The organism is Brachyspira sp. G79 (assembly GCF_002379365.1).
In the GTDB taxonomy this organism is placed as follows: Bacteria; Spirochaetota; Brachyspiria; order Brachyspirales; family Brachyspiraceae; genus Brachyspira.
In genome coordinates this window covers 1,182,733-1,196,620 of the sequence record NZ_JQIU01000008.1, presented here as the reverse complement: position 1 = coordinate 1,196,620, position 13,888 = coordinate 1,182,733, and the positions used below count along the sequence as shown (strand labels likewise).

13 protein-coding genes are annotated in these 13,888 nt (G+C 28.0%); 6 read left to right on the top strand and 7 right to left on the bottom strand.

Features of this window, described 5'->3' with window-relative positions; all coding sequences use genetic code 11:
- Position 1: 1 nt before the first annotated feature.
- Complete coding sequence (fliW, locus tag KQ44_RS06665; protein WP_096736760.1) at positions 2-460, bottom strand: flagellar assembly protein FliW; 459 nt, start codon at positions 458-460, stop codon at positions 2-4.
- Between the two features lie 86 nt (positions 461-546).
- Entirely contained in the window at positions 547-1,800 is a 1,254-nt protein-coding gene (locus KQ44_RS06660) for a flagellar hook-associated protein 3 (protein WP_096736759.1), read from the bottom strand.
- 483 nt (positions 1,801-2,283) lie between these two features.
- Here KQ44_RS06660 and KQ44_RS06655 point away from each other — a divergent pair, with 483 nt between their 5' ends.
- The 3 genes from KQ44_RS06655 to KQ44_RS14560 all read left to right on the top strand — a co-directional run bounded on the left by KQ44_RS06655 (position 2,284) and on the right by KQ44_RS14560 (position 5,172).
- Positions 2,284-3,879 (top strand): potassium/proton antiporter, encoded by a 1,596-nt coding sequence (locus tag KQ44_RS06655; RefSeq protein ID WP_096736758.1) that lies wholly within the window; start codon positions 2,284-2,286, stop codon positions 3,877-3,879.
- A 203-nt stretch (positions 3,880-4,082) separates the two neighbouring features.
- Positions 4,083-4,556: a hypothetical protein gene (locus KQ44_RS14565; protein WP_205676553.1), complete on the top strand. Its 474-nt coding sequence runs from the start codon at positions 4,083-4,085 to the stop codon at positions 4,554-4,556.
- Positions 4,510-5,172: a methyltransferase gene (locus tag KQ44_RS14560; protein ID WP_205676552.1), complete on the top strand. Its 663-nt coding sequence runs from the start codon at positions 4,510-4,512 to the stop codon at positions 5,170-5,172. The genes KQ44_RS14565 and KQ44_RS14560 overlap by 47 nt, the downstream gene beginning before the upstream one ends.
- Here KQ44_RS14560 and KQ44_RS06645 read toward each other — a convergent pair.
- From KQ44_RS06645 to def, 4 genes are all read right to left on the bottom strand, one after another.
- Positions 5,156-5,983 carry a GGDEF domain-containing protein gene (locus KQ44_RS06645; protein ID WP_096736757.1) on the bottom strand — a complete coding sequence of 276 codons (828 nt, stop codon included), beginning with the start codon at positions 5,981-5,983 and terminating at the stop codon, positions 5,156-5,158. The genes KQ44_RS14560 and KQ44_RS06645 overlap by 17 nt on opposite strands.
- Before the next feature lie 131 nt (positions 5,984-6,114).
- Complete coding sequence (locus tag KQ44_RS06640; RefSeq protein ID WP_096736756.1) at positions 6,115-7,353, bottom strand: M23 family metallopeptidase; 1,239 nt, start codon at positions 7,351-7,353, stop codon at positions 6,115-6,117.
- Between the two features lie 111 nt (positions 7,354-7,464).
- The gene (locus KQ44_RS06635) at positions 7,465-8,118 is read right to left on the bottom strand and encodes an HAD family hydrolase (protein ID WP_096736755.1); all 654 of its coding nucleotides are present in this window, start codon (positions 8,116-8,118) and stop codon (positions 7,465-7,467) included.
- Between the two features lie 17 nt (positions 8,119-8,135).
- A complete protein-coding gene (def, locus tag KQ44_RS06630; RefSeq protein ID WP_096736754.1) occupies positions 8,136-8,705 on the bottom strand; it encodes a peptide deformylase in 570 nt (189 codons plus the stop codon).
- Positions 8,706-8,918: 213 nt separating this feature from the next.
- Here def and KQ44_RS06625 point away from each other — a divergent pair, with 213 nt between their 5' ends.
- Positions 8,919-9,578, top strand: coding sequence for an HAD-IB family hydrolase (locus tag KQ44_RS06625; RefSeq protein ID WP_096736753.1), 660 nt, complete (start codon positions 8,919-8,921; stop codon positions 9,576-9,578).
- Positions 9,579-9,582: 4 nt separating this feature from the next.
- The gene (locus KQ44_RS06620) at positions 9,583-10,659 is read left to right on the top strand and encodes a tetratricopeptide repeat protein (protein WP_096736752.1); all 1,077 of its coding nucleotides are present in this window, start codon (positions 9,583-9,585) and stop codon (positions 10,657-10,659) included.
- Between the two features lie 61 nt (positions 10,660-10,720).
- On the opposite strand, the gene KQ44_RS06615 is transcribed toward KQ44_RS06620, so the two are convergent.
- Positions 10,721-11,113 (bottom strand): MarR family transcriptional regulator, encoded by a 393-nt coding sequence (locus KQ44_RS06615; protein WP_240516519.1) that lies wholly within the window; start codon positions 11,111-11,113, stop codon positions 10,721-10,723.
- Between the two features lie 416 nt (positions 11,114-11,529).
- On the opposite strand from KQ44_RS06615, the gene KQ44_RS06610 reads away from it, so the two are divergent.
- Entirely contained in the window at positions 11,530-13,323 is a 1,794-nt protein-coding gene (locus KQ44_RS06610; RefSeq protein WP_096736751.1) for a phosphoenolpyruvate carboxykinase (GTP), read from the top strand.
- Positions 13,324-13,888: the final 565 nt, after the last annotated feature.

The window sequence follows — 13,888 nt, the reverse complement described above, 5'->3', positions numbered from 1 at the left end:
ATTATGAACTCCTTTCTGAAGAATCGTTATCTTCTAATAAAATAGAGTGTCTGGTAGTGTATTTATCTCCTGAAACAGTACATTGTTTTGCTTTATGATTTTTTATATTAAAAACTACAGGTGCTACTAAGTTAGCACTCATAGTTTTTAAATCACTGTTTGGAATGCTGACTATTGTAAGAAGGTATAAATCCTCTTTATTTTCTATTCCCAAATATTTTATATCATCGTCATGAACATCAGGTTCGTAATTTTTAAATACTAAAAATGGGTCTATGAGTATAAAGCATACATTTTTATCATCTTTAGACTGCAGTATTTTAAAAGTTCCCTCTTCGTCCATATTAACGAGATAGAACTCATCATAATCTTCAAATGCTAATATAGTACCATTAAGATGATATAATGAATTATCAGAAACCTCTATTTTTCCTAATATCCTAGATTCTATTTCTGGCATAAAATAATTTCCTTTTATACTTTTTGTACTTTCTTTAATAAAGAATAAACTTTTGCAATTGTCAGCATTTTTTATTTATATTTTAATTATCTTAAATAGTCCATCAATGTTCTGCCCAATAATCTTCCAGCTGTTTGAAGCGAAGCATTATGAGCATACTGCCACATATTGAAATTTACTATTTCTTCGGCATAATCAATATTTTCATTTTTAGCCAAAGCCTCTTCAATAGCTAATTTTTGATCCTCAAAGCTAGTGTAACCCATATCAAGTCTTGTTACTTTAGATGAAGCATTAGCCTGAACAGTTGCAACATTGTCTAAAGAACTGTCGATATATCCTAAAGCCTCACTGCCTATAGCTCTAACATCATCATTAAGCATAGCGTCTCTTAAATATATTAAACTTTCAAATACACTTTTTCCTGTTACCAAAGCACTAGGTTCATAGTTATTTTCAGGAGTATTAGCCGCTCCTACTCTTACCAAACCTATATCCTGTAAAACAGTACCGCCTGCCAAATCCTGTAATAATATTTTATGAGGAGTACCTGTTTTTAGCTGTATAACTTTTTGTCCGCCTTTTAAATCTCCAATACTTGCACTTACATTGCCGTTAGCGTCATTTATTCTTTGAACAATTGTTTCTATATTATCACCTTGTTTAATATTAATAACCATATCATCTATCATAATATCTTGATTTTCAGCAGCTACATAAGCAGAAGCATCAGTTGTAGATATTATTTCCATATCAGTTCCCCAAAATGCATAATTACCAGGGGTAGCAACATTTATAAGCTGACCGTTTTCTATTTCTCTGTTTTGAGGATTTCCATCACCTTCATACATAACAGATTTTATTATAGAGCGTCCTGCTTTTTCATCATGACCATAAAATGCTCTGAAAGGTGCTGTTTTTATACTTGTACCAGAAAATACAAATTCGCCTTTGCTTTGAGTTTTTGATATATCATATATTCTCTCTATCATCTCCTCAACTTCCATAGCCATTTTTGCTCTGTCATCAGCACCATATGTACTGTTTGCTCCCTGTACTGCTAAATCTCTAGCTCTGTTTAATGCCTCTGTTATTGCTGACATAGAGTCATGTGCTACGCTTAATCTTTCTTTACCATCAACTATATTATTCTGATATCTGTCTACTGATGACATTCTAGTTTTATAGTATATAGAATTGATAGTTGCAGTAACATTCTGGTGAGGGTACTGAACCCTTTGACCAGTAGATAATCTAGTTTGTGAAGCTTCCATCTCGCTATAGTTTCTTTTTATTGTACTAACTGTTCTATTAAATTGGGCTTGTTCAGTAACTCTCATAATTTTTATATCTCCTGTTTTTATATAGAAGTGATTATATCGTTTCTATTCTCGTAATAATTATAAATTCTTTTATTATTTTTTTATGATATAGTTTTTGGTATATCCTTTTATATTCCTTTTTATTATCGGAAAGTGTGATTATAAAAAATATTATGACTATTAAAAATTACATTATTATACTTGTTTCAAAATACTGGACAAAGATTATATATAAAATTTTTTATTACTTTTATTATATACCAAATATACAATTTTTATCTTGCCTATGGTATGCATAGCTTAGAGTAACACCTGATTATAAAATATAAAAGACTAATTAAAATAGTATGATTATCTGTTAGTTTTTGAAATAAGCCTATTTATATTATGATAACTTATTATAAAAAGAAGTATATTTATTAATTTTTTTGTTAACATATTTATATTTTTTTAAAATAGTATTATAATAATATACTTCTATTTAATAAGGTTTTTATTTTTATGAATTTTTCAATATTATTATCATCTATAATAATTATTCTTTGTATAATTGTAAGTAAAATTTCAACAAAAGTAGGAGTTCCCTCTCTTTTGCTTTTTCTTGTTTTGGGAATGGTATTTGGTACAGATGGAGTTTTAAAAATACGTTTTGATGATTATAAAATAGCAGAACAGCTTTGTACCATAACATTGATATTCATTATGTTTTACGGAGGATTTGGTACCAATTGGAAAGCGGCAAAACCTGTTGCAAGTAAGGCATTTTTACTTTCATTTATAGGTACTTTCATCACTTCTATGGTTACTGGAGTATTATGCTATTTTGTACTTAAATTCGGACTTTTTGAAAGTTTTTTGATAGGCTCTGTTATAGGTTCTACTGATGCAGCTTCAGTATTCTCTATACTTCGTTCAAGAAGTCTTAACCTTAAAGACGGTTTAGCTTCATTGCTTGAGCTTGAGAGCGGAAGTAACGACCCTATGTCTTATATGCTTACAGTTATATTTTTGGGACTTTTAGGAAAAACATTAACCAGTCCTTTAGCCATTATATACATGGTTTTTGCTCAGATTGTTTTTGCTTTGGCAGTGGCAGCTTTAGTATCATTTATGGCATATAATATGCTTAGGAGATTCAAATTCCCAGTTAATGGACTTGATACTATATTTGTACTTGCTGTAGCATTGCTTTCATATTCACTATCTTCTGTAATAGGAGGAAATGGATATTTAACTGTTTATATAGTTGGAATAGTGCTTGGAAACAGCAGCATAAAAAATAAAGTTACTTTGGTTCATTTCTTTGACGGAGTTACTGGACTTATGCAGATGGTTCTTTTCTTTTTGTTAGGACTTTTATCTTTTCCATCAAGAATATTTAATGTGGCACCTACTGCTATATATGTAGCTCTTTTTGTGACATTTGTGGCAAGACCTATAGCTGTATTTTCCATACTAACTCCTTTTAAGATATCATTCAAAAAGCAGCTGCTTGTTATGTGGGCAGGACTTAGAGGTGCTGCTTCGATAGTATTTGCTATATTTGTAATAGTTAATAATAATTCTATAAGTTATGATATATTTCATATAGTATTTTTCCTAGCTATAATATCAGTATTATTTCAAGGTACACTGCTTCCTATTATAGCTAAAAAGCTTGATTTGGTAGATTCAGATGAAAATGTACTTAAAACATTTAACGACTTTGTTGATGATTCTGATATGGAGCTTATACAGATAACTATACCTCCGCATCATCATTGGGTTGGAAGACCAATAATGGAGATAGAGCTTCCAGAAGACTCTATTATTGTAACTGTAGAGAGGGGAAATACCACTATTATACCTAATGGAAAAACTGTTATTGAGGCTGGAGATGTTGTTATACTCAATGCCAAAAGAACTAAATATTATGATATAAGTTTAAGAGAGATACATATAAATCTTCATCATCCTTGGAGAGACAAGGAATTGAAAGATTTAAATTTGCCTAAAAATAATTTGATAGTTATGATAAAAAGAGATGGCGGAACTGTAATACCAAGAGGTAATACAGTAATAAGAGATAAAGATATTGTATTATTAAGAGATGTATGATATTTTGATATTTATTTTTTACCATATCTTTTATAAATGGTTATAATAGATAAGTATTTTTCATAAATAATCTCCCACTTTTATTTAGCTTTTAACAAATAAAGCTAAATAAAAGTGACTTTTTATTTATATCTGCATTATAATTGACTTTTTTTACATTTTGTTAGTATACTCAAAATAAACATTTATTGGATACCTTGTTTATGTTAGATGATTTTTATACAGATGATATAAAAGCTATAGATGCCAGATTTGAAGCTCAGAAAATAGCTTTTGCTCCTATAGTGTTTCAAGCTGCAAAATGTATGATAGATTTTAATATATTAAATATTATCGAAAATAGCGGTGAAAATGGAATAACTGAAGAAGATATATTAAAAAATACAAATTTATCTTCTTATGCTCTTTCAGTTTTGCTTGAATTAAGTTTAGGACTTTGTCTGATAAAAATAGTTAAAAATTCTAACCCCTATAAATATATTTTGGGTAAAATAGGTTTTTTTCTTATTAATGATAATCTTACTAGAGTAAATATTAATTTTGTTAATGATATATGCTATAATGGCATGTTTTATTTGAAAGACAGTCTTATAAATTCTAAACCAGAAGGACTAAAAGTTTTTGGAGATTATGAAACAATATATAAAGGTCTCTCATCAATACCAGAAAAAAAGTAGAAAAAGTTGGATAGATTTTGATAATTATTACTCTGATAATTGTTATCATAGTTCTCTTCCTATAATATTTGAGAAAAAAAGAAAAAATATAATAGATATAGGTACTAATACAGCAAAATTTTCTATATCGGCACTTAAATATGATAATGATGTAAAATGTTCATTGATAGATTTAGAAGGACAAATAGAGCTTGCTAAACAAAATATAGAATATAATCATTTTTCAGATAGGGTAGACTATTTTTCTATGAATATATTAGATAATGATAGTAAATTGCCTGATAACTGCGATGTTGTATGGATGAGTCAGTTTTTGGATTGTTTTTCTATAGAACAGATTAAGTTTATAATGAGAAAAGTAAAAGCTGTATCAAATAAAGATACAGATATATTTATTTTAGAGCCTCTTTGGGATAAGCAGCAGCATTTATCAGCAGCTTTTTCTATACAGGCAACCTCATTATATTTTACAGCTATTGCTAACGGCAGCAGCAAAATGTATCCCTATAAACTTTTAATAGATACAATAGAAGGGGAAGGATTTAAACTTGTGAATGAATATCATAGAATAGGAAATACATATCATTCACTTCTTAATTTTAAAATGCTAGTATAACAGATTTATTTCTTCCAGTTTCTTTGGCATTATATAATGATTGATCGGCCTGATGTATAAAAGTTCTTAAATTTATATTCCCTTCTTTTACAGCACCGCCTAAAGAAGCAGTAGCTTTTAATGAGTATTCTTCATTAGAGAAATCGCTTTCCATTAGATTTATTCTTATTTTTTCCATAGCATTATAAAGTTCGTCTCTGTTGTTTATATCAAAGATTACAATAAACTCTTCTCCGCCATATCGTCCAAGTACAGATTTATGTACAATTTTTTTTAATGTTTCTTTCATCACTTTAGAAGCATTCTTTAATACATGATCACCTATATTATGTCCGTAGCTATCATTATAATGTTTGAATTTATCCAAGTCTATTATTACAATAGAATATATATGTCCGCTAATTTCTTTTTCATGAAGATATTTTAGTATATATCCTCTGTTATATAGACCTGTAAGTTTATCTCTATTTGCCAAAAAAGATAGCTTTTCACTGTAAAGTATTATAGATAAATAATTTATTAATATTTCAATTTTTTCTTTATCTTTTTCACTGTTAATTATTATAAAGCCGAAGTTATTTCCTCTTGCAAATAATTTATATTTTTTATTATTATCTTTATCATCTATTACGGATTTATTTGCAGATACATACCATAAATTAGCCTCAGCATTTTCTTCTTTATAAAAATAAACGGCAAAACTTTCTATTATATTTTTTGAACTTGCTTCAAATGTTTTTATTATTCCGTCTACAGAGAAAGGCTCTGGTATTTCATTTAATGTGTTAATAATTTTTATAATATCATTCATAAAGATGTATTATACTCAAATAGATATAATTGTAAATAGTAATATGTATAAAAAATCAAAAATATTAAAAAATAAAAAAGGACTCATAAAAATGAATCCTTTTTATATGTATATTTTTAATAATTATATTATTATCTTCTTCCTCTCAAAAACTTTTTAATAGGTATGAAGTCAGCAGGATTAAGTGCTACACCATTTCTTCTAACTTCAAAGTGTAAATGGCTTCCAGTAGATCTTCCTGTGCTTCCCATTCTTCCTATCATAACTCCAACACCTACATTTGCTCCTGCTTTTGTGGTTATAGAATTGAGGTGACCGTAATATGTAGTGTATCCCTTATCATGTCTTACTATTACCAAATTTCCGTATCCGCCGCTATATCCTGCGAATATAACTTTACCTTTTCTTGCTGCATATACTGGGGTATTAAGTCTTCCAGGTATATCAACACCCATATGTTTAGTTCTTACTCCAGTAATAGGGTGTACTCTGTATCCGAATACACTGCTTATTCTAGTTATAGTTGTAGGAAGACTGAACATCTGTCCGAATTTATCTATTCTCTCATCTAAAGTATATTTAGCACCAGGTAGGAATATATCGTCTCCTGCTTCTATATCGCTAACATCAGATATTTTATTGAAAGTAAGTACTCTTTTTAATGAAACATCATATCTTTCTGTAACATCTTCTAAAGATTCACCTTTTTTTATAGTATATAACAGTCCGTTTCTATTAGGCACTATAATTTTTTGTCCAGGTCTTAATCTATTTGCATTGCTTATTTTATTAACACTTACTAAAGTATCTAAATTAGCACCTATTTTTCTTGATATAACAGTGAGATTATCTCCTTCTTCTATGATATATTCATCGTATTTCATTCCTATAGTTCCGTCACCTACTAATGTATTATCAGAAGTTATAGTATTATAAAATATATCTGTGGCATTTTCTATTGTTACAGCAGAAGTTACTGTAGGTACGTCAGATAAGCTAGATTCAGGACTGCTGGATAATTGTTCTGGAGACATTTCATCTAATACTTTATTGTATGCGATATTTGAAGGCATTTTATCCTTTGGAAGTATTGCGGCATTAGAAGTTTGACGCATATTCATTATTAAAAAATTGGCAAGGAATAGAAATAGTGAGAATGATACAACAGTTAATGCAAATTTCTTAATTAAACTTGTAAATATTTTGTTTGGTTTATTTTCATTGTACCTTGTAGAATGTACAAAAGTAGTTCTTATTCTAGGGGCATTATTTTGAAATTTGGATTTGATACCTTCAAGTATATTTTCTATATGAAGAAATATACCTTTACTTTTTCTGATTTTTGTGTACTTAAATTTGTTATTTTTCATGTCTCTGTTAAATTAATACTAATTGTTTTATTTAAGAAATAATTTCTTCTAATATACAAACATTTTTTAGTATTGTCAATAGTTTAGTATTCTTTTTTTAAATTTACTTTCTTATAATACATAATCGGCAATTTCTCTAAATGAATTTAAATAATAATCATTATTATTTAAATTTATCAGAATATTTTTGTCAGTTATGCCGTATAATGCTAATATGCATTTTATTTTGGAATTAACGGCAAATTCATAGTCTGGTACACCATCTCCAACCATAATAGTTTCATCTTCTTTCAAGTTATAATCATCTTTTATACTATACCATATATTTACATTGGGCTTCCTGTATGGATAAACACCGTCTCCTATCACAGCTTTAAAAAATTTGATTATATTTAGTTTTTCTGCTGTTTTTTTTACCATTTTATTAGGCTTATTGCTTATAATAAACATTTTAATATTATGTTTGTATAATAACTCTAGAGTATCATAAACTCCGCTGTATAATTTTGTATTATCAACGCAATGCTCTTCATAATATTTTATATAAAAGCTGTATACTTCTTCTTCAATATTTTCATTATTATAGTATTTATTTACAGCACGTTTTATAAGCATTCTAGCACCATTACCTACAAAATTATGTGTATCTTCAATTGTTATATTTTTTAAGTTAAAATATGTAAGCGTTGTATTGACGCAATAGTAAATATCGTCTATAGAATCTGCTAAAGTACCATCCAAATCAAATATTATGTTTTTAATCATTTTTTGCCCATTTTTAATTAATTGTTAGTATTTTGCAGCTTTTCTCTGTTTTGTACCTTTTTTATTTCTCTTACAGTATTATTTCTAAGTTCTTTTAATTCTCTTTTTAATCTTCTTTTTTGATATGATTCAAGTCTGTCAATAAATGATATTCCGTTTGTATGATCTATTTCATGCTGTAGTACCTTTGCTATATAGCCTTCAGCTTCAAGTATCTGTTCATTTCCTTCTTTATCTAAATATTTCACTTTTATTTCTTTATATCTTGCTACATCGTCTCTTATTTCTGGAAATGACAAACAGCCCTCTTCTAATATCTCTTTTTCTTCTCCATGCCATATTATTTCTGGGTTTATAAGTGCTAATTTGAAGTCTGCTTTAGTTTCATCATCCAAATCTGGTACTGATATAACTATAAGTCTTTTTAATATTCCTATTTGAACAGCAGCAAGTCCTACACCACGCTCTTTATACATAGTTTCAAACATATCATCTATTAATGTAATTATTTCATCATCTATTTTTTCTATTTTTTCTGATACCTGCTGAAGTCTTTCATCTCCATATATAACTAACTCTCTAAGCATATTTATATTTTCTCCTAAAAAATTGTCTGTAAAAATTGTATATTCATTATTCTAATAATAATATTCATTATTAATTAATATTAAATTTCCTATATAATATTAAATTTTTTGCTTATAGTCAAGACATTTTTATAGTAAGTTTACATAATTTTTTTGTATAAATTGATTAAATTCCTTTGACAAATGATTATTTTGTAGTAGAATAACATTATTATGATGAAAGCGGCATATTTTGATTTGGATAAAACTATCTTGAAAAAAGATTCAATAGTTCCTTTTATGAAATTCTATTTAAAAAAGAATCCTTCAAGTTTTATATATTATATAGCTTTGCTTCCTTATTTTATCTTATTTTGCTTAAGAATAATAAATAATGAAAGTGTAAAGTATAGAATAGCACATATATTTAGAAATATAGATATAGAGTTTGGAAATAATATAGGAAAAGAGTTTGCCGATACTGTAGTACCATCTCTTTATTATCAAGATGCTTTAGAAGAAATAAAAAAATTAAAGAGCAAAGGGTATACATTAGTTTTAGTTACAGCCAGTTTTGAGATTTATGCCAAATATATAGCAGAAAATTTAGGTTTTGACAGATGTATGGGTACTGAGCTATGGACTTTTAGAGGAAAGTATACTGGTTATATGTACGGAAGAAACTGCTATGGTTCTGCTAAAAGATACAGACTATTTACCGAGCATTTTTTTCCTAAACATAGAGATAAAAATATAGCATACAGCGACTCTATAAGTGATTTACCTCTTTTTGAATTTGCCGACACTAAAATATGCGTTAATCCTGATAAGAGATTAAAAGAGCATGCTTTAAATAACAAAAATAAAGGCTTTATTATAGTTAATTGGAGATAAAATTATGTTAGCTAGTGAAAGTGTAAATAATATCAATGTAGATGATGATATTAAAGAGGTTATAAAAGAAAGTAATGATATTGTTATAGAAAAGATAAATAATTTAATAGATATAAATAATATTTCTTATGCTAAAAAACTAGCTTTAGAATTAATAAAAAAAGACAATAAATATAAATACGGATATTTAGTTTTAGCAGATATATATTATGAAGAAAATAATTTTAACTCCGTAATAGAATTAATGGATAAAGGTCTTAGTTTTATAAAAGATGATAAGGATTTGCTTGAAAACAAAATTGAGGCGCTTATAAATACTTATCAGTATGATAAAGCTAAAGATGTAATAGAAAAACTTATATCCATTGGAGATATTAATTCCAGTATTTATGGGCAGTATGGAATTATACTATCAATGGAAGGAAAGCATAATGAAGCCATAGAAAAGTATAAAAAGGCTGTATCTATAGATAATGATGATGTTTTATCTATGATTAATATGTCAGTAGCATACAGAGCTATGTATAAATATGATGAGGCTTTTGATATTTTAGAAAGAGCATTAACTATAAGTAAAAATGATGTTAATATTATAAACAGAATTAATAATATTAAATATTTGATAGATAATTCTAAATTTTATATGGATAAGTTTACATCAATTGAGGCAAATCCAGACAGATTTCATTTGCTTGTACCAGAAAATTTTAATGCATATATAGAAGGTTCTTTATTAAAAATAGAAAGCCCAGATAATAGAATATCAATCATAATAAGCTATAGCAATGAAAAATATGATGAAAAGGCTATAAAAGAGTTATTTGACGGCTTTAGAGATAGAAGGGGAGAGCTTTATTCTATTATTAAACCAATATCTACAAAAAACAGAGAAGATTATAATGATTTATTTGCAGAGTTTATTTTTACATCAAAGATAAATAAAAATGATTTTTTTAATGCTATAGCTGTTGTAAGTAAAGGAAGCGAATCTATAATACTTACAATTTCATCTACTGTCACTATAAGCAATAGTTTGATATCATTTGCCTGTGATGTAATGAATAGTTTATATTTTAAATGATTTTTAGGAATTATTTAAGAATCGATATCTTTGTTTTGTATATTGCTTAATAATTTTTCTACTAATAAAACCAAAGTTTCTTTTCTTTAGATGACATATTGTGAAACATCATTTCATTATTTTTATTAATATCTTCAAAGACAATTTCTTTGACCTTTTTGCTTTTAGGAGTTAAATATATTTCTTTATATCTTTTATCTTCACTGCTTATTTTTCTTTTTATAAACCCTTTTTTTTCTAGTCTATATAGAGTTCCAGCTATTGTAGGATTGCTTAAACCTAAAAAATTTTCTATATCCCTTTGATTAACAATTTTTTGCTCGTTATGATAAAGGAACATTAGTATATCCATTTGAGAAGATGTTAATTTATGTTTATCCAAAAATTTATTAAATCTGTTATCCAAAGCAGTATGAAGTTCTTTTATTAATTTTCCTATAAACACATCTTCCATATAGATATTACCTCTGTTCAAATTGTATTATTTATTATAATAATATATATAATATATAAATTTTTATACAAAAAACAAGATTATAAAATATTTAAATAATTTATAATTGACAAACTTAAAAATTAGTTTTTATGTTTTTATTATTTTTTTTGACTAACCCTGCAAATCACATAGTTATACCGCCACCTGCTTCTTTTGCATGCTTTAGACAATGCAGCATTTAATAATACAGGCTTATCTTCCAAACTAAGCTCTTTTAATGTATTATCTTTATTCTAATTAATATTTTTTAGTTTATCAATTTTTTTATATTTTATTATATTTATAAAGTAAAGAATAAATTTATAAAAATCATTTACTAAAAAATCATTTTATTGTATAATACTTGCAACAAATTTTTATAAGGAGTAATATTCATGAAGGTTGAAGATTTAAAACATGAGAAGCTAAAAGCTTGGATTAAAGAAGTAGCAGATATGTGTCAGCCAAAAGATATATATGTATGTGATGGAACTAAAGAAGAATATGACAGCTGCATGAACGGCTTAGTAGAATTAGGTTTAGCAAAACCTTTAACTAAAAGACCTCATAGCCACTCTTTCAGAAGTGATCCTTCTGACGTAGCACGCGTTGAAGATAGAACTTTTATCAGTTATCCAGATAAAGAAGATGCAGGTCCTACTAATCACTGGATGGCTCCAGATGAATTAAAAGGTACTATGAAAGAATTATACAAAGGCAGTATGAAAAACAGAACTATGTATGTAATTCCTTTTTCTATGGGTCCTGTAGGTTCGCCTATTGCTAAAATAGGTGTAGAAATTACTGACAGCCCTTATGTTGTTTGTAATATGCATATAATGACTAGAGTGGGTACTAAAGTATTAGAAGTATTAGGTTCTGATGGTGAGTTTATACCTTGCTTACACTCTGTAGGTGCTCCTCTTGCTGACGGTCAAAAAGATACTAAATGGCCTTGTGCTCCAATAGAGAAAAAATATATTTCTCACTTCCCTAATGAAAACTTAATTTGGTCTTATGGTTCTGGTTACGGCGGAAACGCTTTGCTTGGTAAAAAATGTTTCGCTCTTCGTATAGCTTCTGCTATGGCTAGAAGAGAAGGCTGGATGGCAGAACATATGCTTATCTTACGTCTTACTAATCCAGAAGGCAAAAGATTCCACATCGCTGCTGCATTCCCAAGTGCCTGCGGTAAAACTAACCTTGCAATGTTACAGCCAACAATACCTGGTTGGAAATGTGAAACTATAGGTGATGATATTGCTTGGATGAAAATTAATCCAGATGACGGAAGACTTTATGCTATCAACCCAGAAGCTGGTTTCTTCGGTGTAGCTCCTGGTACTTCTTATGATTCTAACCCTATGGCTATGGAATCTATCAAAGAAAACACAATATTTACTAACTGTGTAGAAACAGATGACGGCGATGTATGGTGGGAAGGTATGGGTCCTGCTCCTAAACATGGTATAGACTGGAAAGGTAATGACTGGACTCCAGAAAGCGGAGAAAAAGGTGCTCACCCTAATGCTAGATTTACTGCTCCTGCTAGACAATGTCCTGTAATTTGTCCAGACTGGGAAGATCCTAAAGGTGTACCTATAGATATATTCATCTTCGGCGGAAGAAGAGCTTCTGTTATGCCTTTAGTACATGAATCTTATAACTGGGATCATGGTGTATTTATGGGTTCTACTGCTGCTAGTGAAACTACTGCTGCTAATATCGGTGCAGTTGGTGCTTTAAGATTTGACCCATTTGCTATGCTTCCATTTGCTGGATACAACATGGGCGATTATATGAATCACTGGCTTGAAATGGGAGATAAATTAGGCGATAAAGCTCCTAGAATCTTCTATGTAAACTGGTTTAGAAAAAATGCTGACGGCAAATGGTTATGGCCTGGATTCGGTGATAACTCAAGAGTATTAAAATGGATGTGTGAAAGAGTTGAAGGTAAAATTGATGCTGTTGACACTCCTATAGGTAAAATGCCTAAAGAAGGCGATTTAGACCTTAAAGGTTTAGATATACCAGAAGCTGATTTCAAAGAACTTATGAGAGTTGATGTTGATGCTTGGAAAGATCAGGCTAATCAAATTGAAGCTCATTATGCTAAATTTGGTTCAAGACTTCCAGCTAGACTTAAAAAACAATTAGAAGAATTAAGAGCTAGATTAAGCAAATAATTTTAGTTAATAATTTTTCTTAGAAATAAAGCCAATAGTTTAATTTAATATTAAGCTATTGGTTTTTTTATTACTATTTTTATATTTAATTAAAAAGTTGAAAAAACTCTAAAAATAAATATAATCTATTTCTATAAATTTTATATTATAGTTTGTAATTATGAATAATTTTTTTAAAAAATTAAAAATATAACCCGCAAAAAAATATTATAATATTAGCATTAATTTCAATATTGCCTTTTACTATATATTTTTTATTTTTCGCTTTAAATATAAATTCTGATTATAGAATTACTGAAATAACATCATATTTTTTTGTTTTTAAGATTTTTTATTTATTTTGTTTTAATTTATTATTTAATAATAAGAAAAATATATTTATAACTTTTTTAATATTTTTGTTTATAGGTATTCTTAGTGTTCTTATACCTTCCTCGGAATTTACATTTAAAGATATAATGTCTGCTGATAATAATTTTATTTTTTTCGTTCATACTATTTTAAATAAAAATCTATTTTTTAGATATTATATTTTTTATAATGACTGCTTTATCATTTAACGAAT